At 69.9% G+C, this 22,336-nt stretch carries 24 protein-coding genes; 11 read left to right on the top strand and 13 right to left on the bottom strand.

The genetic code is table 11. The annotated features are described in order from the left end of the window. Positions 1-6: 6 nt before the first annotated feature. Complete coding sequence (locus ACO2Q0_RS16685; RefSeq protein WP_423352648.1) at positions 7-825, bottom strand: methyltransferase domain-containing protein; 819 nt, start codon at positions 823-825, stop codon at positions 7-9. Between ACO2Q0_RS16685 and ACO2Q0_RS16680 the strand changes: the two genes are divergently transcribed. The 5 genes from ACO2Q0_RS16680 to ACO2Q0_RS16660 are packed head-to-tail and all read left to right on the top strand — an operon-like array spanning position 824 to position 5,154. Then, positions 824-1,603: a ComF family protein gene (locus ACO2Q0_RS16680; protein ID WP_423352647.1), complete on the top strand. Its 780-nt coding sequence runs from the start codon at positions 824-826 to the stop codon at positions 1,601-1,603. The two genes, ACO2Q0_RS16685 and ACO2Q0_RS16680, sit on opposite strands and share 2 nt — an antisense overlap. Before the next feature lie 41 nt (positions 1,604-1,644). Then, positions 1,645-1,905, top strand: coding sequence for a glutaredoxin 3 (gene grxC, locus ACO2Q0_RS16675; protein WP_423352646.1), 261 nt, complete (start codon positions 1,645-1,647; stop codon positions 1,903-1,905). Positions 1,906-1,920: 15 nt separating this feature from the next. Beyond that, complete coding sequence (locus ACO2Q0_RS16670; protein ID WP_423352645.1) at positions 1,921-2,736, top strand: carbon-nitrogen hydrolase family protein; 816 nt, start codon at positions 1,921-1,923, stop codon at positions 2,734-2,736. Positions 2,737-2,747: 11 nt separating this feature from the next. Further along, positions 2,748-3,179, top strand: coding sequence for a DUF1178 family protein (locus ACO2Q0_RS16665; RefSeq protein ID WP_423352644.1), 432 nt, complete (start codon positions 2,748-2,750; stop codon positions 3,177-3,179). A 40-nt stretch (positions 3,180-3,219) separates the two neighbouring features. After that, entirely contained in the window at positions 3,220-5,154 is a 1,935-nt protein-coding gene (locus tag ACO2Q0_RS16660; RefSeq protein WP_423352643.1) for an alpha/beta hydrolase family protein, read from the top strand. A gap of 6 nt (positions 5,155-5,160) precedes the next feature. Here ACO2Q0_RS16660 and ACO2Q0_RS16655 read toward each other — a convergent pair whose 3' ends face one another. Further along, positions 5,161-6,447, bottom strand: coding sequence for an OmpP1/FadL family transporter (locus ACO2Q0_RS16655; RefSeq protein WP_423352642.1), 1,287 nt, complete (start codon positions 6,445-6,447; stop codon positions 5,161-5,163). Positions 6,448-6,679: 232 nt separating this feature from the next. Here ACO2Q0_RS16655 and clpB point away from each other — a divergent pair, with 232 nt between their 5' ends. Next, positions 6,680-9,262, top strand: a complete 2,583-nt coding sequence (gene clpB / locus ACO2Q0_RS16650) for an ATP-dependent chaperone ClpB (RefSeq protein WP_423352641.1) — start codon at positions 6,680-6,682, stop codon at positions 9,260-9,262. A gap of 39 nt (positions 9,263-9,301) precedes the next feature. On the opposite strand, the gene ACO2Q0_RS16645 is transcribed toward clpB, so the two are convergent. The 3 genes from ACO2Q0_RS16645 to arfB form a co-directional block, all read right to left on the bottom strand. Next, positions 9,302-9,721 carry a hypothetical protein gene (locus tag ACO2Q0_RS16645; RefSeq protein ID WP_423352640.1) on the bottom strand — a complete coding sequence of 140 codons (420 nt, stop codon included), beginning with the start codon at positions 9,719-9,721 and terminating at the stop codon, positions 9,302-9,304. 89 nt (positions 9,722-9,810) lie between these two features. Continuing rightward, positions 9,811-10,374 (bottom strand): hypothetical protein, encoded by a 564-nt coding sequence (locus ACO2Q0_RS16640; protein ID WP_423352639.1) that lies wholly within the window; start codon positions 10,372-10,374, stop codon positions 9,811-9,813. Between the two features lie 61 nt (positions 10,375-10,435). After that, the gene (gene arfB / locus ACO2Q0_RS16635) at positions 10,436-10,858 is read right to left on the bottom strand and encodes an alternative ribosome rescue aminoacyl-tRNA hydrolase ArfB (protein WP_423352638.1); all 423 of its coding nucleotides are present in this window, start codon (positions 10,856-10,858) and stop codon (positions 10,436-10,438) included. A gap of 185 nt (positions 10,859-11,043) precedes the next feature. On the opposite strand from arfB, the gene ilvC reads away from it, so the two are divergent. Next, the gene (gene ilvC / locus ACO2Q0_RS16630; RefSeq protein ID WP_423352637.1) at positions 11,044-12,063 is read left to right on the top strand and encodes a ketol-acid reductoisomerase; all 1,020 of its coding nucleotides are present in this window, start codon (positions 11,044-11,046) and stop codon (positions 12,061-12,063) included. A 233-nt stretch (positions 12,064-12,296) separates the two neighbouring features. On the opposite strand, the gene ACO2Q0_RS16625 is transcribed toward ilvC, so the two are convergent. Beyond that, a complete protein-coding gene (locus ACO2Q0_RS16625) occupies positions 12,297-13,130 on the bottom strand; it encodes an SDR family NAD(P)-dependent oxidoreductase (protein ID WP_423352636.1) in 834 nt (277 codons plus the stop codon). 82 nt (positions 13,131-13,212) lie between these two features. Further along, complete coding sequence (gene rsgA, locus ACO2Q0_RS16620) at positions 13,213-14,289, bottom strand: ribosome small subunit-dependent GTPase A (RefSeq protein ID WP_423352635.1); 1,077 nt, start codon at positions 14,287-14,289, stop codon at positions 13,213-13,215. Between the two features lie 232 nt (positions 14,290-14,521). Between rsgA and ACO2Q0_RS16615 the strand changes: the two genes are divergently transcribed. Continuing rightward, entirely contained in the window at positions 14,522-14,833 is a 312-nt protein-coding gene (locus ACO2Q0_RS16615; protein ID WP_423352634.1) for a GNAT family N-acetyltransferase, read from the top strand. A gap of 48 nt (positions 14,834-14,881) precedes the next feature. Here ACO2Q0_RS16615 and ACO2Q0_RS16610 read toward each other — a convergent pair whose 3' ends face one another. The 3 genes from ACO2Q0_RS16610 to ACO2Q0_RS16600 form a co-directional block, all read right to left on the bottom strand. After that, complete coding sequence (locus ACO2Q0_RS16610) at positions 14,882-15,286, bottom strand: hypothetical protein (RefSeq protein WP_423352633.1); 405 nt, start codon at positions 15,284-15,286, stop codon at positions 14,882-14,884. A gap of 215 nt (positions 15,287-15,501) precedes the next feature. Next, on the bottom strand, positions 15,502-15,684 hold the full coding sequence (locus tag ACO2Q0_RS16605) for a YegP family protein (protein ID WP_423352632.1): 183 nt from the start codon (positions 15,682-15,684) through the stop codon (positions 15,502-15,504). A 320-nt stretch (positions 15,685-16,004) separates the two neighbouring features. Then, a complete protein-coding gene (locus ACO2Q0_RS16600; protein WP_423352631.1) occupies positions 16,005-16,745 on the bottom strand; it encodes a methyltransferase in 741 nt (246 codons plus the stop codon). Positions 16,746-16,915: 170 nt separating this feature from the next. Between ACO2Q0_RS16600 and ACO2Q0_RS16595 the strand changes: the two genes are divergently transcribed. Further along, entirely contained in the window at positions 16,916-17,884 is a 969-nt protein-coding gene (locus tag ACO2Q0_RS16595; protein WP_423352845.1) for a polyprenyl synthetase family protein, read from the top strand. An 86-nt stretch (positions 17,885-17,970) separates the two neighbouring features. Further along, positions 17,971-18,903: an iron-containing redox enzyme family protein gene (locus tag ACO2Q0_RS16590; protein WP_423352630.1), complete on the top strand. Its 933-nt coding sequence runs from the start codon at positions 17,971-17,973 to the stop codon at positions 18,901-18,903. Here ACO2Q0_RS16590 and ACO2Q0_RS16585 read toward each other — a convergent pair. Both ACO2Q0_RS16585 and fumC read right to left on the bottom strand, forming a co-directional pair. Continuing rightward, positions 18,888-19,976, bottom strand: coding sequence for a glycosyltransferase family 87 protein (locus tag ACO2Q0_RS16585; protein WP_423352629.1), 1,089 nt, complete (start codon positions 19,974-19,976; stop codon positions 18,888-18,890). The two genes, ACO2Q0_RS16590 and ACO2Q0_RS16585, sit on opposite strands and share 16 nt — an antisense overlap. Before the next feature lie 7 nt (positions 19,977-19,983). Continuing rightward, positions 19,984-21,375: a class II fumarate hydratase gene (fumC, locus tag ACO2Q0_RS16580; RefSeq protein WP_423352628.1), complete on the bottom strand. Its 1,392-nt coding sequence runs from the start codon at positions 21,373-21,375 to the stop codon at positions 19,984-19,986. A gap of 83 nt (positions 21,376-21,458) precedes the next feature. Between fumC and ACO2Q0_RS16575 the strand changes: the two genes are divergently transcribed. After that, the gene (locus ACO2Q0_RS16575; protein ID WP_423352627.1) at positions 21,459-21,830 is read left to right on the top strand and encodes a RusA family crossover junction endodeoxyribonuclease; all 372 of its coding nucleotides are present in this window, start codon (positions 21,459-21,461) and stop codon (positions 21,828-21,830) included. Here ACO2Q0_RS16575 and ACO2Q0_RS16570 read toward each other — a convergent pair. Beyond that, entirely contained in the window at positions 21,827-22,300 is a 474-nt protein-coding gene (locus ACO2Q0_RS16570) for a YybH family protein (protein ID WP_423352626.1), read from the bottom strand. The genes ACO2Q0_RS16575 and ACO2Q0_RS16570 overlap by 4 nt on opposite strands. Positions 22,301-22,336: the final 36 nt, after the last annotated feature.

Here is a 22,336-nt window from a genome sequence, read left to right as displayed (position 1 = left end):
CCTTCTTCAGCTGGGCGGGGCCCAGCCGGTCAGGGTAATGATCTCGAAGGTCGCGGGAATGCGGCCGTCCGCGTCGCGGAAGCGCTCGAAGTAGATCTCGAACGTCCGCTCCAGCAGCGCCCGGGTCAGCCGCTTCGGGTGCCGTTCGGCCAGCACGCTGGTCTCGCCCATCTGGCGCAGGTCGATGAGCAGCTTGAGCGGGTGTTCGTAGGTGACCGTCACCTTGTCCACGTCCGCCACCGGCATCGAGAAGCCCGCCCGCTGCAGCAGGCTCGCCGCATCCTGGGTGTCGGCGAAGGGCGAGACGCGGCTGCCCGCGCCACCCAGGATCTCGCTCTCGGCGGCCACCAGCGACTGGCGGAGTTCCGTCAGGGTCGTCCCGCCCAGGAACGCCCCGATGAAGAGGCCGTCCGGCTTCAGCGCCCGGCGGGCCTGGATCAGCGCGCCCACGACGTCGTTGGTCCAGTGCAGGCCCAACGTCGAGACGATCAGGTCGAGGCTCCCGTCCGCGAACGGCAGCCGCTCCTCGTCCAGCACGACACGGGGGCCGGCGCGCCCCACCAGCATCCGGTAAGACAGGTCGGCCTCGACCAGGAAGCCCACCCGTTCGGGGGCTTCGCCGCCCCTGAGGGCTTCCCGGAACGCGCCCGCCCGGGCCGAGAGGTCGACGGCCACGGGGAAGTTGCGCATGATCGGCGCCAGGCGCTCGGCCACGTCCTCGGCGGCACGGCGCTGCAGGAAGTCGGCGTTCGCGAACGTCCGGGCCGCGCGGTCCAGGCGTTGGCGGTGCAGGGCGCGGTCGAACAGCTTAGGTGGGGCGGACATGGCCGCGGAACATGGCGACTTCACCCGCCGATGGGAACCGGGCCCGCGGCTGAAAGGCCTCTGGCGCGGCGCGCTCGACCTGGTTTTCCCGCCCCAGACGCTCGATGGCGGCCCGCGGCCGCTGGCTGGCGGCCTCTCGACTACGGCCTGGAGCCGCATCCACTTCCTCGACGGGCCGGTGTGCGACGGCTGCGGCGCGCCGTTCGAATACGACCTCGGCGCCCGTTGCCCCGCTTGTCTGGCCAAGCCGCGCGGGTTCGACCGCGCCCGGGCGGCCTGTCTCTACGACGAGACCTCTCGTGAGCCGATCCTGAAGCTGAAGCATGCCGATCGCACCGATCTCGCCCCGCTGATGGCCCGGTGGCTGTCGCGGGCCGCCTGGGAGCTGATCGATGACGCTGACGCCATCGCCCCCGTCCCGCTGCACCGCCTGCGCCTGCTCTCGCGCCGCTACAACCAGGCGGCCGAGATCGCCCGGGCGCTCAGCCGGCTGACCGGAACGCCCTATCTGCCCGACGCGCTGGTCCGCCGCCGCGGGACCGACAGCCAGGCGGGGAAGTCGGGCTCGGGCCGTCGCCGCAATGTCGCGGGGGCCTTCGAGGTCCCGCCGAGCCGGCGCGGCCGCGTGGCCGGCCTGAGGATACTGCTGGTGGACGACGTGCTGACCACCGGCGCCACCGCGGAAGGCTGCGCGCGAGCCCTGAAGGCGGCGGGCGCCTCGGCTGTCGACCTCGCCGTCGTGGCGAGGGTTAAGCAGGCGGCCGGACTCACCATATGAAATGTATGAAGCTTCAGCGGCAGGTCCCTCGTTAAGGCGCAATGGCAAACGTCACGATCTACACCAAGCCCTACTGTCCCTACTGCATCCGGGCCGTCAGCCTGCTCGAGCAGAAGGGCGTCGAGTTCACCGAGATCGAGGCCGCCTTCGATCCCGAGAAGAAGGCCGAGATGGTCCAGCGGTCGGGTCGCATGACCTTCCCGCAGATCTTCATCGGCGACCGCCACATCGGCGGTTGCGACGACATGATGGCGCTCGAACGCGACGGGAAGCTCGACCCGCTGCTGCAGCAGGCGGCTTAAGCTATACCGGGGCCGATGAAAGTCGGCCTGATCCAGACCCGGACGCCCGCGACGCTCGACGCGGCGTTCGCCCATCTCGCGCCGCTGGTGCGGAAGGCCGCCGCCGGCGGCGCCCGGCTGATCGCCACCCCCGAAGGCTCCAACATCCTCCAGAAGGACAAGGCCAGGCTGTTCGCCCAGCTTCGGCCGCTCGACCAGGACCCCGTGGTCCTGGGCCTGCGCGACCTAGCCCGGGAGCTCGGCGTCTGGATTCTTTGCGGTTCGGCGCTGGTGCTGCGCGACGACGGCAAGGCTGCGAACCGGCAGGTGTCGATCAGCCCGGACGGCCAGGTGCGCGCCACCTACGACAAGCTGCACATGTTCGATGTGGACCTTCCCAGCGGGGAGACGGCGCGGGAGTCCGAGACCTACGAGCCCGGCGACCGAGCGGTGGTCAGCGAGGTGGACGGCCTCCAGCTCGGCCACTCCATCTGCTACGACCTGCGCTTTCCGGCGCTGTACCGCGCGCTGGCGCTGGCGGGCGCGGAGGTTCTGGCGATCCCGGCGGCCTTCACCCGCTCGACCGGGGAGGCGCACTGGGAGGTGCTGATGCGCGCCCGGGCCATCGAGACCGGCAGCTACGTCGTCGCACCGGCCCAGGGCGGCTTCCACGAGGACGGCCGCGGCACCTGGGGCCGCTCCATCGTCGTCGGGCCCTGGGGCGAGGTGATCGCCAGGCTTGACCACGACGAGCCGGGCGTGCTTCTCGCCGACCTCGATCCCGCGGCCGTCGCCAAGGCGCGCGCGGCGATCCCCGCGCTGGCCAATGCGCGGGCCTTCACGGGTCCCTAAATCTAGGCGCGATGATCAAATACGCCCTGACCTGCGAGCATGAACACGCCTTCGAAGGCTGGTTCGGCTCCTCGGCCGACTACGACGACCAGCACGCCCGCGGCCTGCTGGAATGTCCGGTCTGCGCCTCGAAGTCGGTGCGCAAGCAGATCATGGCGCCGGCGCTGGCCGGCGTGCGCAAGACCGCCCAGGACGAGGTTCCGGGCCCGCCCCAGGCGATGATGATGGAGGCCATGAGCCGCATCCGCCGCCACGTCGAGGAGAACTTCGACGACGTCGGCGACGCCTTCGCCAAGGAGGCCCGCGCCATCCACGAGGGACGCTCCGAACAGCGCGGCATCTACGGCCAGGCCTCGCCCAAGGAGGTCCGCGACCTCGTCGAGGACGGCGTCCCCGTCGCGCCCCTGCCGCCCGAACCGCCGAAAAAGACCGAGCTCAACTAGCCCGCGCTTGCCGCGCATCGCCCGTTCGCTGCAATCTGCGATGGCAGCGTTCTGGGGGGAAAGCTCGTCGATGGTGTTCGTACGCATCGTGGCCGCGTTGTTCGTGGCTCTCGTCTGTTCGTCCGCCGCCGCGGCCGCCCCGTTGTCGGCATACGGCAAGCTTCCCACCGTCGAGCAGGTGGTGCTCTCGCCCAGCGGAAAACGCCTCGCGGTGGTGGTGACCGACGGCGAGCGGCGCACCGTCACGGTGAAGGACCTTGAGAGCAGCAGGATCCTGATGGTCGCCGAAGGCGGCGACCAGAAGGTGCGGGACATCATGTTCGCCGGCGAGGATCACGTGCTGGTCGTCGCCTCGGTGACCTCCATTGCCACCGGAGTCAGCGCCGGACGGCGCGAGTGGTTGATGGCGCACGACATGGACCTGAAGGCCGGGAAGGTCCGACGCTTGATGTCGGACGCGGCGGAGTCGATGAACACCATCCACGGCTCGCCAATGGTCCGGTTGGTGGAGGGCAAGCCCCAGGTCTTCATCGAGGGCATCTACTTCGGCAACGGCCGGGGCCGGCTCTCGGTCTATCGGATCAATCTGGATCGCGCCCAGAGCCAGCTCGTCGAGCAGGGCGACGAGGACACCATCGACTGGCTGCTGGGCCCGGACGGCGCGCCGATCGCCCAGGAGATCTACGATCAGCAACATGGCCGCTGGTCGCTCAAGCTCAAGGCCAAGGTGGGCTGGCGCGAGACCGAGGCCATCGAGGCCAAGCTGGAAGCGCCCTACCTGATGGGCCTCGGCCGCGACGGCTCCAGTCTGCTGGTCGGGCGCGACGGCAAGTGGTCCGAGGTCGGCGCGGCCGACGGAGTCTGGGGCGAGGGCGTTCCGGTGACCGACAACCAATCGCCGATCTTCGATCCCGTGACCGGCCGGTGGATCGGCCACTACGCCCTGGTCGGCGACGAGGATCGCTACGTCTTCTTCGATCCCAGGGACGCGCGCGTCTGGAAGGCCGTGCAGGCGGCGTTCCCGGAGGATCGCGTCGAGCCCGTCTCCTGGTCCGACGATCGCCAGAAGATCATCGTCCTCTGCGACTCGCCGACAATGGGGCCGGCCTACGCCCTGGTCGACCTGGCGTCCAAGAAGGCCACGTGGCTCGGCGCGCAGTTCACCGAGCTGAAGGAAGCCGACATCTCGCCCAAGCAGGCGATCCGCTACAAGGCCGCCGACGGGCTGGAGCTGACCGGCTACCTCACCCTGCCGCGCGGCAGGGCCGCCAAGAACCTCCCGCTGGTGGTGTTCCCGCACGGCGGGCCGGCCGCCCGCGACACCCCCGGCTTCGACTGGTGGGCCCAGGGCATGGCGTCCCGCGGCTACGCCGTCCTGCAGGTCAACTTCCGCGGCTCCGACGGCCTGGGCGGCGACCTGCTGAAGGCCGGCTACGGCCAGTGGGGCCGCAAGATGCAGACCGACCTCTCGGACGGCGTCCGCCATCTGGCGGCGCAGGGCGTGATCGACGCCAAGCGGGTGTGCATCGTGGGCGCGAGCTACGGCGGCTACGCGGCGCTGGCCGGGGCGACCCACGATCGCGGCGTGTATCGCTGCGCCGCCTCGGTGGCCGGACCGTCCGACCTGCGCCGCATGGTCGACTGGTCCGGCGATCGCAACGGTATCCGCTCCCGGCGCTACTGGATGCGGTTCATGGGCGCGAAGGACCTGCGCGATCCCGTCCTGGGCGAGATATCGCCGGCCGCCTTCGTCGACAAGGTCGAGATCCCGATCCTGCTGATCCACGGCAAGGACGATACCGTGGTGCCTCCGGTGCAGAGCCAGATCATGGCCGACGCCCTCAAGCGCGCGGGCAAGCCCTACGAGCTCGTGATCCAGCCGGGCGCCGATCACTGGCTAAGCCGCGGCGACACCCGGCTGCAGACCCTGGAGGCGACCGTCGCCTTCCTCGAGAAGCACAACCCGCCGAACTGAGGGCGGCTAGAACGTCGCCTTCAGGCCGACCGACATGACGTAGCCCGCGCCCGAGACGTCGCCGCGCAGGCGGGTCGTCGTGGCCGCCGGGGTGCCGGCGTAGAACGTCGTGTCGTGGTTCACCCGGCTGTCCTCGAAGTGGATGTAGGCGGCGCCCAGGTCCATCGAGATGCGCTCGCTCAGCTTGGCCGTCGCGCCCGCGCCGAAGAGCCAGCGGTCGCCGTCCGGCACCCGGGCCGTGCGCTCCTCGTCCGGCGTGGGCGTCGGGTCGTACTGCACGCCGGCCCGCAGGGTGAGCCGCGGGTTGACGGCATAGTCGAGGCCGACCGCGCCGGTGGTGGTGTCCTCGTAGTTCTGAACCAGGCTCTGGGTCCCGGCGGGCGTCTCCACCTCGATCGCGTCGAACTTGCTCCAGCCCAGGCGCTGCACCTGCGCGTTCAGGGTCAGTCGGTCGGTCAGGGCGTAGCGCACGCCGAGCGTCGCCGCCCACGGAGTCGTGAAGCTGGCCGAGCCTGCGGTATCTGCATTCGCCGCGGCGAGAGGACCGAGCAGGCCCCCCACGAAGACCCGCCCGTCCAGGTCGTGGTTCATCTGCGAGCGATAGCTGGCGCCGACCGTCAGCCGGCCCACATGCGCCTGGCCGCCCACCGTCCAGCCGATGTCCCAGCCGTCTCCGGCGAGCTGCGAGACGCCGTCGGGCAGCAGGGGCGAGAGGTTCGGATAGGCGGTCTGCAGCTTGGCGTCGGCATACTGGGCGTTGACGCTGGCGCCCAGGTCCAGCCAGTCGTTCACCCGCATCGCGCCGGTGAGCTGCAGGTCGGCCGTCGTCAGCCGCGAGGTGAGCGCATCGTAGCGGGCCCAGGAGTTGCGACGGTAGCGCGTCTCGAAGTTGTAGGGCGCGGCGACCGAGAACCCTAGGGCGAAGCGGTCGCCCACTGGGGTGGCGATGGCGAAGTTCGGCGCGACGCCGTCCTGGATCGGGTTCAGGCCGCGGGCCTCGCCGCCGACGGGCACGGTCACGCCGCCGGGATAGGTGATGGTGGAGCCGTCGTTCTCGACCTCGGCGTCGATGAAGATCGCGTGCGCGCCCACATAGGCCTCGCGGCCCGAGCGGGCGATCGCGGCGGGGTTCCACCACAGCGACTCCACGCCCTGGTCGGCGACCTCGCCGGAGTAGGCGCGGCCGACGCCGCGCACCGACTGCTCCTGAAGGTAGAAGCCGCCCGCGTTGGCGATGGCAGGGATGGAAATGAGGGCCGTGCTCGCGAGCGCGAGCGTCAGGGACTTGGGCATGGATCCGACTCCGCAAGCGCCGCGCGAAAGGGAGGGGCGGCGCAATCTGGCGTCGGCTATATTGTTGAGGCGGGTTTTGGTTGCGACCAGGGCGGGACCTGACCCACGTCAATTTCGTCCGGTGCAGGCTCTGGTATGCCTTGTGTGGCTGTAATGTCACACTAAATGCGAGGTCTCGACGATCGCGCTTCAGTGAAAGGCGATCGTTGAATTCCGCCTGAGTAGGGGACGCATGAACATCGACATCTATTCCGACCGCGCCAAGCAGGCGATCCAGTCGGCCCAGAGCCTGGCGCTTGCGCGCCGGCATCAGCAGCTCGCTCCCGAGCACATCCTCAAGGTCCTGCTGGAGGAGAAGGACGGCCTGTCGCGCGCCCTCATCCAGAGCGCCGGCGGCCGACCCGACGCCGCCGACCAGAGCGTCGACGAGCTTCTCGGCAAGCTGCCGAAGGTCGAGGGCGGCTCGGGCCAGCTCTACATGAAGCCCGAGACGGCCCGCGTCTTCGTTGAGGCCGAGGCCGGCGCCAAGGCGGCGGGCGACGCCTTCGTCACCACCGAACGCCTGCTGATCGCCATCGCCAAGGAGGGCGGCGAGGCGGCGAACGTGCTCAAGAAGGCCGGCGCCACCGCCAAGGGCCTGGAGGACGCCGCCAACGCCGTCCGCAAGGGCCGCACCGCCGATAGCGCCTCGGCCGAGGAAGGCTACGACGCGCTGAAGCGCTACGCGCGCGACCTGACCCAGGCCGCCCGCGACGGCAAGCTGGACCCGGTGATCGGGCGCGACGAGGAGATCCGCCGGACGATCCAGGTCCTGTCGCGTCGGACCAAGAACAACCCCGTGCTGATCGGCGAGCCCGGCGTCGGCAAGACCGCCATCGTCGAGGGCCTGGCCCTGCGCATCGTCAACGGCGACGTGCCGGAAAGCCTCAAGGACAAGCAGCTCCACGCCCTCGACATGGGCGCGCTCATCGCCGGCGCGAAGTACCGCGGCGAGTTCGAGGAGCGGCTGAAGGCCGTGCTCAACGAGGTCACCCAGGCTGAGGGCTCGATCGTCCTCTTCATCGACGAGATGCACACCTTGGTAGGCGCCGGGAAGAGCGACGGGGCGATGGACGCCTCGAACCTGCTCAAGCCCGCGCTGGCCCGCGGCGAGCTGCACTGCGTGGGCGCGACCACCCTCGACGAGTACCGCAAGCACGTCGAGAAGGACGCGGCGCTCGCGCGGCGCTTCCAGCCCGTCTTCGTCAGCGAGCCCACGGTCGAGGACACCGTCTCGATCCTGCGCGGCCTGAAGGAAAAATACGAGGTGCACCACGGCGTGCGCATCTCCGACAGCGCCATCGTCGCGGCGGCCACGCTCTCGAACCGCTACATCACCGACCGCTTCCTGCCGGACAAGGCGATCGACCTCGTCGACGAGGCCGCCAGCCGCGTGCGCATGGCCGTGGACAGTAAGCCCGAGGAGCTGGACGAGATCGACCGGCGCGTCGTGCAGCTGAAGATCGAGCGCGAGGCGCTGCAGAAGGAGACCGACGCGGCCTCCAAGGCCCGGCTGGAGAAGCTGGAGGAGGAGCTGCGCGAACTCGAGGCCGAATCCGCTGAGATGACCGCCAAGTGGCGCGCCGAGAAGGAGAAGGTCTCCTCCGCGGCCCAGCTGCGCGAGGGTCTCGACCGGCTGCGCGCCGAGCTCGTCGCCGCCCAGCGCCGCGGCGACCTGCAGCGCGCCTCCGAGATCGCCTACGGCGAGATCCCCGGCCTGGAGAAGCGGCTCGAGGAGGCTGAGACCCAGGCCGAGCAGGACACCGTCTCGCCCGAGGTCGTCGACGCCGAGCAGATCGCCGCCGTCGTCTCGCGCTGGACCGGCGTGCCCGTCGAGAAGATGCTCGAGGGGGAGCGCGAGAAGCTCCTGAAGATGGAAGACGGCCTGCGCCGTCGCGTCGTCGGCCAGGAGGAGGCGCTCGTCGCCGTCTCGGACGCGGTCCGCCGCGCCCGCGCGGGCCTGAAGGACCCGAACCGGCCGATCGGCTCGTTCCTGTTCCTGGGCCCCACCGGGGTCGGCAAGACCGAGCTCACGAAAGCCTTGGCCGAGTTCCTGTTCGACGACGAGTCCGCCGTGACCCGCCTCGACATGAGCGAGTACATGGAGAAGCACTCGGTCAGCCGGATGATCGGCGCGCCTCCGGGCTACGTCGGCTACGACGAGGGCGGGGCGCTGACCGAAAGCGTGCGGCGCCGGCCCTACCAGGTCGTGCTGTTCGACGAGGTCGAGAAGGCCCACCCCGACGTTTTCAACGTGCTGCTGCAGGTGCTGGACGACGGCCGGCTGACCGACGGCCAGGGCCGCACGGTCGACTTCCGCAACACGCTGATCATCATGACCTCGAACCTCGGCTCGGAATTCCTGGCCAATCTCGAGGACGGCGACGACGTGGAGAAGGCCCGGCCGGGTGTGATGGAGGTGGTCCGCCGCCACTTCCGGCCCGAGTTCCTGAACCGGATCGACGAGGTGATCCTCTTCAAGCGCCTCGGCCGGGCGGAGATGGACAACATCGTCCGCATCCAGCTCCAGCGGGTCGAGAAGCTGCTCGCCGACCGTCGGATGTCGATCGCGCTCGACCCCGCCGCCATGCACTGGCTGGGCGACAAGGGATACGACCCCGTCTATGGCGCGCGCCCGCTGAAGCGCGTGATCCAGAAGGAGCTGGTCGATCCCATCGCCCGCAAGCTGCTGGCGGGCGAGCTTGAGGACGGCGCGGTCATCGACGTCCACGCCGGCGGCGAAGGCCTCGAGATCGGCCGCGCCAAGGTGCACTAAGGAAAACGCCCGCCGGGTGGTCCGGCGGGCGTTTCTCTGCTACCGGCTCCAGCACTCCCGGCGGGTCGTGTAGCCGCCGTAATAGCTGTCGTAGCTGCGGCGCAGCTTGCATTTGATCCGCCGGCCGTCGGGGCCGATCATGCCGTTCGGGTCGGGGCCGTAGCGGTCCACGGGCACGCCCGAATAGAAGCTCTGCGGATAGCTGAGCCCCAGCACCGAGCCCAGGACCGAGCCCAGCAGGCCCGCCGAGCCCGAGCCGCCGTAGTAGCGGTTGTCGTAGTAGCCGTTCCCATAGCCGTAGGGCTGCTGGTAGGCGGGCGCCCGGTAGTAACCGTCGTAGTAGGGGCTGTAGGACGGGGCCGGCGGGTAATAGTACCGCTGGGCCAGGGCCTGGCCCGCGACGGCGGCGCCGCCGGCGACCGTCGCGCCGGCCAGCGCAGCGGTAAGCCACTTGCGCATCTTCAACGAACTCCGTTCGGCGCATCCCTCGGGGCGGCTAAAGACCCTGTGCGCCGGACGGGTTCCGAAAGCCCCGCTTGTTCCGGAGGCTAGAAGGTCAGCTGGGTCACGCGGCCGTTGCGGGTCGCCACCCGGCGCATCAGGGCGATGGTCGCCCCCTGCGGCTGGGCGGCAGGCCTGGCGATGGTGATCGCATACCAGGAGCCGTTCGGCAGGCCCTGGAACGAGAACCGGCTGTTCGCGTCGCACGTAGTCCGCTTCACATACGGCCCCGCGTCGCCGGCCGGCGCCGACGGGGTCCGCTTGCGCACTTCCTCGGCCGGCAGGGCGGCGCGTTCGGTGGAGCCGTAGAGCGCCGCCATCCGCCGCCGCGACCAGGGCGTCTCCGGCGTCAGCACCACGCCCGAGCCGGCGCAGGTGTAGGCGCCGCCGCCGTTGCGATAGGCCAGCGCGCCCTGGATGCCGGCCCGGCCCGGGGCCTGCGACCAGGCGAAGTCCGCGGCCGAGAAGCTGGCCGGGCCGCCGGGCGGCGGTCCGGGGCGCATCGGCCGGCCAGGCGGGGGCGGGCCGAGGGTCGGCGCGCAGGCGGAGACGGCGAGCGCGGCCAGGCCGCCCAGGATCGCGGGCGCGGAGTACAGGCTGAAGCGTGTCATTGCGGAGCCAGCATATAGTCCAATGCGGCGAAACCTTGCCAGCGGAGACGCAAGAGCAGCGTTAGTCGAACCGCACCTTGCCGCGGCCGGCCTTCACACTCGACCGCTGCGACTTCGCCTTCAGGCGGCGTTCCTTCGAAGCCTTGGTGGGCTTGGTCTTCTTGCGCGGCGGCGGCGGCGGCCGGGCCGCTTCCTGCACCAGCTCGACGAGGCGCTCGATAGCGGCCTGGCGGTTCAGCTCCTGGGAGCGGTGTTCCTGGGCGACCAGCACCAGGACGCCGTCCATGGTCAGGCGGTTGCCGGCAAGCTCATACAGCCTGGCCCGCACCCGCTCGGGCAGCGAGGGCGAGCCGCGCACGTCGAAGCGCAGCTCGATGGCCGTCGAGACCTTGTTCACGTGCTGCCCGCCCGGCCCCGAGGCGCGCACGGCGCGGAGCTGCACCTCCTCTTCCGGGAGCTGGATGGCGGACGTGACCTCGATCATCGCCGAAGCGTTGCCACGGTTCGCGCCGGCGTGTGAATGGGACGCGCGACGGGCGCGACGTCTTTCCCGCCACGGCCATGGGCGGGTTCCCTTGACCGCCGCGCAAAAAACCGCTTCACAGCCCCGGCTTTGCTGCACTGCCGTTGCGCAGGCGCAGCCGATTTGTCGTATCAGGAGAAACAAACATGCGCGTCTACTACGATCGCGACGCCGACCTGTCCCGCATTCTGGACAAGAAGATCGCCATCGTAGGCTATGGCTCGCAAGGCCGTGCGCATGCGCTGAACCTTACCGACTCCGGCGTGAAGAACGTGGCCGTGGCGCTTCGCCCGGGCTCGTCCACCGCCAAGAAGGTCGAGGCCGACGGCCTGAAGGTGATGACGGTGGCCGAGGCCGCCGCCTGGGCCGACGCCATCATGATCCTCGCGCCCGACGAGTTGCAGGCGCAGATCTACCGCGACGAGATCGCCCCGAACATCCGCGACGGCGCGGCCCTGCTGTTCGCCCACGGCCTCAACGTCCACTTCGGTCTCATCGAGCCGAAGAAGACGGTCGACGTGCTGATGGTGGCGCCCAAGGGCCCCGGCCACACCGTGCGCGGCGAGTACCAGAAGGGCGGCGGCGTGCCGTGCCTGATCGCGGTCCACCACGACGCCACCGGCGGCGCCATGGACTTCGGCCTGGCCTACGCCTCGGCCATCGGCGGCGGCCGCTCGGGCGTCATCGAGACCAACTTCCGCGAAGAGTGCGAGACCGACCTCTTCGGCGAACAGGCCGTGCTCTGCGGCGGCCTCGTGGAGCTGATCCGCGCGGGTTTCGAGACCCTGGTCGAGGCGGGCTACGCTCCCGAGATGGCCTATTTCGAGTGCCTGCACGAGGTGAAGCTGATCGTGGACCTGATCTACGAAGGCGGCATCGCCAACATGAACTACTCGATCTCCAACACGGCCGAGTATGGCGAGTACGTGACCGGCCCGCGCATCGTGACGCCCGAAACCAAGGCCGAGATGAAGCGCGTGCTGGAGGACATCCAGTCGGGCAAGTTCGTCCGCGACTTCATGCAGGAGAACGCGGTCGGCGCGCCGTCCTTCAAGGCGACCCGCCGCCGTGGCGCCGAGCACCAGATCGAGGAAGTCGGCCAGCGCCTGCGCGCCATGATGCCCTGGATCACCAAGAACAAGCTGGTCGACGTCGAGCGCAACTGACCGCGCGCCAGCCCTGAAGACCGAAGGCCCCGGAGCGATCCGGGGCCTTTTTCGCGTCCCCTCTCCCCCGACCCGAAGGGCGAGGGGAGAGGGTAGGGTGAGGGGAGGCGCAGGCTGGACCGCCGCCGCTCCGTGATCCTCGACCAGCCGACATACGCGCCCGCTCGTCCGAGCCGCCCCCCTCACCTCGATCCTCTCCCCTCGCGCTGCGCGTCGGGGGCGAGGAGGCCCCTTCACGCCGCGGCGAAGGCCCCCTCCAGCTCCGCGAGCCGCTGCCGCGCCGCGTCCAGCTCGCCCGGGTGGGTCAGGATGTAGAAGTCGTCGCGCGCCACGCCGGCCAGGATGCGTTCGGCGGCCGCGTCGGCGTCCTGCATCCCCCGCTGCATGACCTCGTCGAACACCGGCCGGATCAGCGCCAGCAGCGCCGGGTCCGCGCCCTCCGCCGTCCGGTACGCCGCGGGCCGGCTGCGGTCGGCGGCGTGGATCCGCGAGACGACGTTGCCGGGGCAGGCGACCGACACCTTCACGCCCGAGCCCACGGCGGCGAGCTCGGCCGCCAGGCTCTCGCTCAGGGCCACCACCGCATGCTTCGAGGTCGCGTAGGGCGCCAGGAACGGCGGCGAGGTCAGCCCGGCCAGAGAGGCGATGTTCAGCACATGGCCTGAGCCCCGTCGCAGCATGTCGGGCGCGAAGGCGCGGACGCCGTTGGCCACGCCCATCAGGTTGACGCCCAGCACCCAGGCCCAGTCCTCGGCCGGCGCCGTCCAGATCGGCCCCAAGAGGCCGCCGACGCCGGCGTTGTTGACCAGCAGGTCGGGCGTGCCGAACCGCCCGGTCACGGCCGCCGCCGCGCGGCTCATCTGGGCCGCGTCGCTGACGTCGACGACGTGGGTCAGAGCCGTCGCGCCGTCAGCCCGCAGGCTCTCGGCCGCCGCCTCCAGCGCCTCGCCCTCGACGTCCAGCAGGCAGAGGAAGACGCCCCGCCGCGCCAGCCCCTTCGCCAGCGCCAGGCCGACGCCGCTGGCCGCGCCGGTGACGACGGCCACATGTCCTTCTTCGATCTGCACAGTCGGAATCCCCGCCTCCGCCGACGGGATCGCGGCGGACGCGGCTATTTATATCCGGGTATAATTCAGCGCAAGCCGGGACTCAGTCGTCCGGCCCCTTGCGCTTCTGCTTCACCCAGGCGCGCATCTGCTTCTGCCGGCCGGCCCACAGCTTCTTGTTCTCCTGGGCCGCGCGCGGGTCCTCGCGGCGGTGCTCGAAGGCGAGCTCGGCCTGCAGCTTCTGGAAACTGGCCCAGCGGTCGGGATCGAGGTCGCCGCTTTCCAGCGCCGCCCGCACCGCGCAGCCCGGTTCGGACCCATGGCTGCAGTCCGAGAAGCGGCACTCGGTCACCAGCGCTTCGACGTCCTCGAACGCCTGCGAGACGCCGCTGTCGGCCTCCCAAAGCCCCAGTTCGCGCATGCCCGGCGTGTCCAGGATCAGGCCGCCGGACGGCAGCAGCACGAGTTCGCGGTGCGTGGTCGTGTGCCGGCCGCGCTCGTCGCCCTCGCGGATCTCGCCGGTGGACATGCGCTCGCTGCCGGCCAGCGCGTTGAGCAGGGTCGACTTGCCCGCCCCGGACATCCCCAGCAGCACCGCGGTCCGGCCGGGTTCGAGGTAGGCGGCCACGGCCTCCAGCCCCTCGCCGCGCTTGGCGGCGATCGGCAGCACGGGCGCATCGCCGGCGATGGTCCGCACCTGCGCCACGAAGGCCGCCACATCCGGCGCCAGGTCCGCCTTGGTCAGAACGATCACCGGCTGGGCGCCGCTCTCGTAGGTGGTCGCCAGGTACCGCTCCAAGCGGCGCAGGTTGAGGTCCGAGTTCAGCGAGGTGACGAGGAAGGCGACGTCCACATTGGCCGCCACCACCTGGGCATGGAGGCCGCGGCCGGCCGCCTTGCGCACGAAGGCGGTGGCCCTCGGCAGCACGTGCTGCACGAACAGCGGCTCGGGCGGCTTCCGGGGTTCGAACGCCACCCAATCGCCGGCGACGGGCCGCGCCATCTCGGCCTGGGACCGCATCAGCCGGCTGGCGGCCTTGGCGTCGGCCTCGCCGTCTTCGGTGATCAGGCGATAGCCGCCGCGTTGCTGGACGACGACGCGTCCGGCCTTCAGCCCCTGCGCCGCATAGGGCGCGAAGTCGTGCTGGAGCCGTTCGCTCCAGCCGTATTGGTCTAGCACTGGGAATGTCCTTGAAGTCGATTGCCGATGAGGCGTCGACCGTGGGGACCCATCCTGATCAGGGTGTCCGGAGCTGCACTCACGCAGCCGTCACGGCGACGCAGCGAAGGGCTGCGTGGACAATGGGCGACACGAGCATCCTCCTCTCAGTTTGCGTGGCCGTCGGTGAGGCGGACCTTGGCGGGCGGCCTGCTTCGCGTCAAGAAGACGGCTGAAGCGAAGGAGTGCGCCCGTGTCCGAAGCCCTGAACGTCGTGATGAACGAGGCCGAACAGCAGTTCCAGGTGAAGCTCGACGGCGAAACCGCCTTCGCCGAGTACCGCCTCGTCGACCACGGCATCATCCTGCCGCACACGGTCGTGCCCGAGAGCTTCGAAGGGAAGGGCGTCGGCTCGGCGCTGGCCAGGACCGCCCTCGGCTACGCCCGCGAGCACGGCCTGAAGGTCATCCCCACCTGCACCTTCATGGCCGGCTACATCAAGAAGCACCCCGAGTGGCACGACGTCGTCCACGACGCCTACAAGGCGCAGCTGGGGATCGGTTAGGGGTGGTAGCGAGCGGCAGCCTCTGCCTAACGGTGCCCGCTGCTTCTGCTATGGCCGATGTGGTAGCCAGTCCAATCCCGCCTCGCGAAAGCCGCGCTGTAGAGTTCGGCGAACGCGCATGATATCGCTCGCGACTTGCTCGAAGTGCTCAGGGGAAGCCTCGGTGGTGACGCCTGCGCCTTTTCCACGGTGAGTCTCGATCGTATATTTGCCGTCTTCTTCGAGATACTGGATTCCATGCACAGCCCGATTACGTTGAACGTCTAAGCCGTCTTGTATTGCCTTTCTTGCCGCGACCAGCGCGGCTGTGGCCTCGTGAGGGGCCTTAAGGTGGCGTGCTAGGGCTATCGCCATATTGAAGCGCGGGAGCATATCAAGCCCGCCAGTCACGATCCTGCCTGTGTCAGCATCGGGCAAGTTAAGTAGACGCCAAATGATGATCGCGAGGTTCAACTCCAAGGCGGACCATTCGGCACAGATCCGCCCTATCAGAGCGTGGTTGATAATGCTCGTTGGGACCACGATAGCCTCAGATGGTGGAAGTGTTGAGCCGGCGCAGGCTGCGCTACTGAGCCGGTAGCGTCTGCCTAATCGACTCTGATGAAATCTAATGAAAAGGGGCGCGAACGAAGCCCGCGCCCCAAAGGCCGCTAATGCGTAGTTAACCGTTACGCCGCGTACTTGATCGGCGTGCCGTTGCCAGCACCCGTGTTAGCCACGAGGTTGATGGCAGCAACACAGTCTTGCTTGTTGTTATAGCCCTCGCCGGAGTTGGCGATCTTGCGATTGTTCGCGGCATAGAGGGTCCAACGCCACTGGCGCTGGACGTCGAGATAGACATAGTAATGCATCGTTCCGATTCCTCTGCTGATGCACAAGGCCGGTTTCTCTTCGAGTACCGGCACGAGGGGGCGGAATGGGCCCTTGAGGTGACAGCTCGCGACCTGGATGATGCGAAGGCTCGGCTGCGAACTCTGCCTTTCGCGCAGTTCAGGGGTGAGGTTGCTGCCTCAGGGGTAGTTCCGGCTGCGAGGCTGTTCCCGCAACCCGCGAATGAGCCGTGATTCCCAAGTTCAGCGAATGGCGTTCGCGCCGCGCCCGGCCAACGTTTTCGTGAAGTATTCGTTGGGAGTTCCGCCCCAGGTGAAGGCGGCAAGCACGTGCCTGCTATTCACGCCCACCGCAGCCCCGCCTCGCCCCGAAGCACCGCCTCCGCCTCGGCCGTGTGCTTGGCCCCGCCGCGGTCGTGCAGCACCAGGGGCGGCAGCAGCTTCAGCGGCGCCTTGCCGGTCTTTACCGCCCGCACCAGCACCCGCTTGGCCGGCTCGTCGGCATATGGGTGAACGGGCCGGATCTGGAACGAGCCGGCCTTGGCGCTGAGCAGGTCCAGCAGGTCGGCGAGGCGGTCGGCGCGGTGGATGACAGTGATGGTCCCGCCCTCGCGCACGGCCTTGGTCAGGAACGGCGTCCAGGCGGCGAGACCCCCCTCGGCCATCCAGGCGTTGGTCTTCTCCGGCGCGGGCGCGCGCAGGGCCGCGGGATCGTCGAAGAACGGCGGGTTGGCGATCACCGCGTCGAAGGGTTCGAGCCCCAGCCTGGAGAAGGGGACGTTCACGTCGCCGGCCAGGATCTCGACGCGCTCCGACAGCCCGTTCAGCGCCACGTTCTGCTCCGCCAGCACGCGGGCGGTCTCGTCGCGCTCGACGCCCACGAAGCGCGCCTCCGGCCGCCGCACCGCCGCCGCCAGCAGGGCGCCGCCGGCGCCGCAGCCGGCCTCGATCACCCGCTGGCCGGGAGCCGCGTCGCACGCCGCCGCCAGCAGGGCCGCGTCGAGGCCCGCCCGGTAGCCGCGCGCCGGCTGCAGGAGGCGCACGCGGCCGTCCAGCAGGCGGTCTTCGGTCGTGGCGTCCATACCCGGCCCTTGCTAGAAGGCGTGACCTACGCGTGTGGGTCGCTTGACCGTGACCTACCGCGTCACCATTGTCCCGGCAAACGGCGCACGGCCGGGGCCCGTACGCCTTCGCCGCTAAGGAATTCGTCGTCTTGGAAGCCGCCCAGGCCATCGCCCGACCCACGCCCTCCATCGATGCGCTGCTGGAGCTGGCCGGGCCCGACATGGCGGCGGTCGACGCCCTGATCCGCGCCCACATGGACAGCCCGGTGCCGGTGATCCCGGCGCTGGCCGACCACCTGATCGCCGGCTCCGCCAAGCGGCTTCGGCCCCTGCTGACAGTGGGCGCGGCCCGCCTCGCCGGCGCCCAGGACGACGCCTGCCTCAAGCTCGCCGCCGCCGTGGAGTTCATCCACACCGCCACCCTGCTGCACGACGACGTGGTGGACAGCTCCGAGCTGCGCCGCGGCCGCGTCGCCGCCCACCTGATCTGGGGGGCGCCGTCCAGCGTGCTCGTCGGCGACTTCCTGTTCGCCCGGGCCTTCGAGCTGATGGTGGGCGCGGGCTCGATGCCGGCGCTGGAAGTGCTGGCCCGCGCCAGTCGCGTCATCTCCGAGGGCGAGGTGCTGCAGCTCACCCGCAGCCACGACCTCGACCTTACCCAGGAGGTCTATATCGAGATCATCGGCGCCAAGACCGCCGAGCTGTTCGCCGCCGCCGCCGAGGCCGGCGCCATCTCGGCCGGCGCCTCGCCCGAGCGCTGCCGGGCGCTCCGCAAGTTCGGCCAGGACCTGGGGCTCGCCTTCCAGCTCGTCGACGACGCGCTGGACTATTCCGGCGATGCCGGGACGCTGGGCAAGAACGCCGGCGACGACTTCCGGGAGGGCAAGGTCACGCTGCCGCTGCTCTACGCCATGGCCCGCACGGGCGCGGCCGAGCGCGACTTCTGGGTCCGCACCGTCGACCGGCGCGAGCAGACCGACGCCGATTTCGAGCGGGTCCGTGGCCTGATGGCCGAGACCCGCGCGCTGGACGACACCCTCGCCCTGGCCGCCCGCTACGCCGAAACGGCCAAGGCCGCGCTGGCCGATTTCCCCTCGAACAGCTGGCGTCCCGCGCTCGAGGATCTGGCCGACTTCTCCGTCCGCCGGAAGGCCTGATCCCGGCCAGAGTCCGCCGCCCGACACTGGAACCAGCCTGCCGCTCAAGCGCTCCCCTGCGTCCCTGGGACGGAGGTTATTTGCGCATGTTTCCTGGAACGAGGCTGGCGCGGCTGGGCGCGTTCAATCCCGAGTTCCCCGACGCCGAGGCCCTGCACATCGGCCTCGCCCGCTGGAACCGCGAGCGCCTGGCGCCGCAGACGCCCAAGTCCGACTGGCTGGCGGACCTGAACCGCGACACCCGCATGTTGCGCCTGGAAGGGACCTTCATCGAGGCCTTCCGCGCGCACATCGCGCCGCTCGTGGAGGACGTGCCGGATGACCCCGAGGGCTTCATCGCCTGGTTCGAGGCGCTCAAGGACAACGGCCCCGGCCAGTACGATCCGCTGTTCGACTGGCTGGCGTCCGAAGCCAGCATGGATCAGGTGAAGTGGTTCCTGACCCAGGAGGCGGCGGGCGAGGCCGGCTTCGACGACCTCGTGGCCTACACCCAGGTGAAGCTGCCCGTGCGGCCCAAGCTGGAGCTCGCCCGCAACTACTGGGACGAGATGGGCCGCGGCAACGAGGGCGGCATGCACGGCCCCATGCTGGACCGCACCATCCAGCTCCTAGGCCTGAAGCCGTCGATCGAAGGCACCTGCTGGCAGGCGCTGGCGCTCGCCAACACCATGACCGCGTTCGCCACCACGCGGCGCTATGTCTACCAGTCCGTGGGCGCGCTGGGCGCGGTGGAGCTGACGGCGCCGACGCGCGTGGGCCTGGTCTCGGAAGGCCTGAAGCGCCTGGGCGTCGAGCCCGCCGGCCGCAAGTACTTCCAGCTCCATGCCCAGCTCGACGTCGAGCACTCCAAGGCCTGGAACGCCGAGGCGCTGATCCCGCTGGTCAGCGAGAACCCGGCCTGCGCGCGCTACATCGCCGAGGGCGCGGTGATGCGCCTGGTGCTGGGCGAGCAGTGCTTCGAGAGCTATCGGGCCCATCTGTGGGCCCACCATCACCCGGTGGTCTACGCCGCCGAGTGATCGCGCCCGGCGCGCGCCGCCAGCCAGGGCATGGCCATTCCGCCCAGGACGCCCAGGAAGCCGAGCGGCGCGATCAGCGCGTACAGCGCCGCGCAGGCGACGCTGAGCAGCCAGCGGCGGTCGTTCAACGTGCCGATCAGGCCTGCGGCCACGGCCGGCGCGATCACCGCCCGATCATAGGCCAGGGCGTAGGGCCCTGAGAGCATCGCCGCGCCCGCCACGGCGGCCAGGCGGGCGGTCACGTCCTGAGTTCGGCGGAAGACGATCCACACCAGCACGGCCATGACAGGAACGAGCAGGTAAGCCGGCCAGCCCGGCAGACCCCAGAGCACGAGCACGCCGTAGGGCGTGGCCGCATCCCCGGCCAGCTCCGGGTCGCTGAACACCAGGTCGTGGAAGCGGCCGAGCGAGCCCACCCATTCGAACCACGGCTGCACGCCGAACGCCGCCGCCGAGAGCGCCATCGTCAGCAGACCTGCGGCGGCGGCCCCCGCCAGGCTCCGCCAGCGGCCCTCGGCCAGGAGACCCAGCGGCGCGAACACCAGCATCTGCGGCTTCACGCAGGCCGCCAGGCCCCACAACACGCCGGCCAGCCAGGGGCGGTTCCTCAGCGCCAGGGCGAACAGCATCAGCGCGCCGACCAGGAAGGTCACCTGCCCGGCATAGACCACCAGGGAGACGGGCGCGAAGACCACGAACCACCAGGGCGCCCGCGCTTTCAGTCCCGCCGCGAGGAAGAGGGCGCCGCTCGCGGCCATCCAGAGGCCGTAGGCCGCCAGGAACGGCAGCCCCGCGAAAGGCGCCAGGATCAGGGCCAGCGTGGGCGGATAGGCGAAGGGCCGAAGCTTGTCCGGCCCGAGCGGCCAGCCCTGCAGCTCGGTGACGTACCGAAAATCGTAGAGCCTCGCCGGATCGGAGAGCGCCACGCGAGCGCCCGTCCAGAGCGGCGCGAAGTCGACGCCGGCGGGCTGCAGGCGCGCGAGGCTCCAGACGTAGGCGCTGGCCAGGGCGAACGCGACCAGCACCCCCAGGAGCAGGGGCCGTCGCGTCTTCGCCAGGGCCTCGTCCCTCACCGGCGGATCAGCCCGGGCTGATCATCTTCTCCGGCCGCACCCACTCGTCGAACTCCTCGTTCGTCAGGTAGCCGCCGCCCACGGCCTCCTCGCGGAGCGTGGTGCCGTTCTTGTGCGCCGCCTTGGCGATCTTGGCGCAGTTGTCGTAGCCGAGCTTGCCGTTCAGAGCGGTGACCAGCATCAGCGACCGCTCGAGGTTCTGCCTGATGTTGTCTTCGCGAGCCTCCGTGCCCGCCACCATGTTGTCGGTGAACGAGATCGCCGCGTCCGACAGCAGCCGGCAGGACTGCAGGAAGTTGTAGGCCATCACAGGGTTGAAGACGTTCAGCTCGAAATGGCCCTGGCTGCCGGCGAAGGCCATGGCCGTCTGGTTGCCCATGATGTGGGCGCAGACCATGGTCAGCGCCTCTGCCTGGGTCGGGTTCACCTTGCCCGGCATGATGGAGGAGCCCGGCTCGTTCTCGGGAAGCGCCAGTTCGCCGAGGCCGGCGCGCGGACCCGAGCCCAGGAAGCGCAGGTCGTTGGCGATCTTGAAGAGCGCGCCAGCCGCGGCGGTCAGAGCGCCGTGGCTGAACACCATGGCGTCGTGCGCCGCCAGGGCCTCGAACTTGTTCGGCGCAGTCACGAAGGGCAGCCGGGTGATGTTGGCGATCTTCTCGGCCACCAGTTCAGCGAAACCCACCGGCGCGTTCAGGCCAGTGCCGACGGCGGTCCCGCCTTGGGCGAGCTCGTAGAGGCCGTAGAGGGTCTCCTTGATCCGCCGCACCGACATGGCGACCTGGTGCGCATAGCCGCCGAACTCCTGGCCCAGGGTCAGAGGCGTCGCGTCCTGGGTGTGGGTGCGGCCGATCTTGATGATGTGGCCGAACGCGTCCGACTTGGTCTTCAGCGCCGCGTGCAGGTGCTCCAGCGCCGGCATCACCGAACGCGCCACCTCTTCCGCCGCGGCGATGTGCATGGCCGTCGGGTAGGTGTCGTTCGACGACTGGCTCATGTTGACGTGATCGTTGGGGTGGACGGGCGTCTTCGAGCCCATCACGCCGCCCATCATCTCGATCGCCCGGTTCGAGATCACCTCGTTGGCGTTCATGTTCGACTGGGTGCCCGAGCCCGTTTGCCACACCACAAGGGGGAAGTGGTCGTCCAGCTTGCCGTCGATCACCTCCTGGGCGGCGGCCACGATGGCGGCGCCGATCTGCGGGTCGAGCTTGCCGAGCTCCATGTTGGCCTCGGCCGCCGCGCGCTTCACGACGCCAAGGGCGCGAATCACCGGCTTGGGCTGCTTCTCCCAGCCGATCTTGAAGTTGCCGAGCGAGCGCTGCGTCTGCGCGCCCCAGTACCGGTCGGCGGCGACTTCGATCGGGCCGAAGGTGTCGGTCTCGGTGCGGGTGGCGCTCACGGCGGATCTCCAATGGAACTGGCCGCGCCGGTTTAGCGAGACGGCGCGAGACTGCAAGGCGCCCGAACGGTAGTTTGAGGGGAATGACCGACGCCCAGACCCCGCAAGGGTGGACCCAGCACGGCAAGGTGCGCGCCCGCGAAGCCGACGGCCTGCTCGAGGTCACGGTCGACGGCCTGACCACCCAGGCCAAGTACTACAAGCCGCTGATCTACGAGTTCTTCCGCAAGGCCTGGCGCGGCTCCCGCCCCGCCTGGGGCGAGTTTTCGGTGGAGATCGGCATGGAGTACGTGGGCGACCCGCCCTGGCTGGACCTCGACAACCTGGCCAAGGCCATCCTCGACGCCATCAAGGGCTACGCCTTCCACGACGACGCCCAGGTCGCCCGCCTGCTGGTGGAGCGCAGGCCCGGTGAGCGCGAGCGCATCACGGTGCTCGTGCGGAAGCTGCGCTAGGCGGCCTCGATCGACGAGACGTGGTTCAGGGCGATCACCCAGCGTCCGTCCACCTTGCGCATCAGCCGGGTGTTGATCCCCTCCTGAGCGCGGCGGCCCCCGCTCAGCTTGTAGCGGCTGATCAGCTGGGCCGCGTCCGGGGCCAGCATCTCGACCCGGATGTCGTGGAAGTGGAGCTCGCCCTGCGAGCCCGGCGCGCCGCCGTAGTCGCGGACGTAGTGGTCCAGCGTGCCCTGCCAGCCGTCCTGGAACTTCCCGCGGGAGACGAAGACGACGCCGGGGTTCAGGAAGCCCGCCATGTAGCCCTGGAAGTCGCCGCGGTTCCACGCGGCCTCCATATCGGCGATCACCTTCCGGATGGCTGCGGCTTCCCTCGCGGCGTCCACCGGGGGGCAGGTCGCCGCGCCAGCCGGGCCGGCCAGGGCCGCGGCGGTCAGGGTCAGCAGGTGTCTGCGGGCGGGACGGGGCATTCAGGTCTCCGGACTGTCGCCCGAACCTCTCCTGCG

It is taken from the genome of Phenylobacterium sp. VNQ135, assembly GCF_049445735.1.
GTDB lineage: Bacteria > Pseudomonadota > Alphaproteobacteria > Caulobacterales > Caulobacteraceae > Phenylobacterium.
This window is presented reverse-complemented; position numbering and strand designations above follow the sequence as displayed.

Coding starts and splice junctions, on each gene's coding strand:
- ACO2Q0_RS16680 (WP_423352647.1), top strand. CDS start 824: ATGGCCGCGGAACATGGCGACTTCACCCGCCGATGGGAACCGGGCCCG.
- ACO2Q0_RS16685 (WP_423352648.1), bottom strand. CDS start 825: ATGTCCGCCCCACCTAAGCTGTTCGACCGCGCCCTGCACCGCCAACGC.
- grxC (WP_423352646.1), top strand. CDS start 1,645: ATGGCAAACGTCACGATCTACACCAAGCCCTACTGTCCCTACTGCATC.
- ACO2Q0_RS16670 (WP_423352645.1), top strand. CDS start 1,921: ATGAAAGTCGGCCTGATCCAGACCCGGACGCCCGCGACGCTCGACGCG.
- ACO2Q0_RS16665 (WP_423352644.1), top strand. CDS start 2,748: ATGATCAAATACGCCCTGACCTGCGAGCATGAACACGCCTTCGAAGGC.
- ACO2Q0_RS16660 (WP_423352643.1), top strand. CDS start 3,220: ATGGCAGCGTTCTGGGGGGAAAGCTCGTCGATGGTGTTCGTACGCATC.
- ACO2Q0_RS16655 (WP_423352642.1), bottom strand. CDS start 6,447: ATGCCCAAGTCCCTGACGCTCGCGCTCGCGAGCACGGCCCTCATTTCC.
- clpB (WP_423352641.1), top strand. CDS start 6,680: ATGAACATCGACATCTATTCCGACCGCGCCAAGCAGGCGATCCAGTCG.
- ACO2Q0_RS16645 (WP_423352640.1), bottom strand. CDS start 9,721: ATGCGCAAGTGGCTTACCGCTGCGCTGGCCGGCGCGACGGTCGCCGGC.
- ACO2Q0_RS16640 (WP_423352639.1), bottom strand. CDS start 10,374: ATGACACGCTTCAGCCTGTACTCCGCGCCCGCGATCCTGGGCGGCCTG.
- arfB (WP_423352638.1), bottom strand. CDS start 10,858: ATGATCGAGGTCACGTCCGCCATCCAGCTCCCGGAAGAGGAGGTGCAG.
- ilvC (WP_423352637.1), top strand. CDS start 11,044: ATGCGCGTCTACTACGATCGCGACGCCGACCTGTCCCGCATTCTGGAC.
- ACO2Q0_RS16605 (WP_423352632.1), bottom strand. CDS start 15,684: ATGCATTACTATGTCTATCTCGACGTCCAGCGCCAGTGGCGTTGGACC.
- ACO2Q0_RS16600 (WP_423352631.1), bottom strand. CDS start 16,745: ATGGACGCCACGACCGAAGACCGCCTGCTGGACGGCCGCGTGCGCCTC.
- ACO2Q0_RS16590 (WP_423352630.1), top strand. CDS start 17,971: ATGTTTCCTGGAACGAGGCTGGCGCGGCTGGGCGCGTTCAATCCCGAG.
- ACO2Q0_RS16575 (WP_423352627.1), top strand. CDS start 21,459: ATGACCGACGCCCAGACCCCGCAAGGGTGGACCCAGCACGGCAAGGTG.
- ACO2Q0_RS16570 (WP_423352626.1), bottom strand. CDS start 22,300: ATGCCCCGTCCCGCCCGCAGACACCTGCTGACCCTGACCGCCGCGGCC.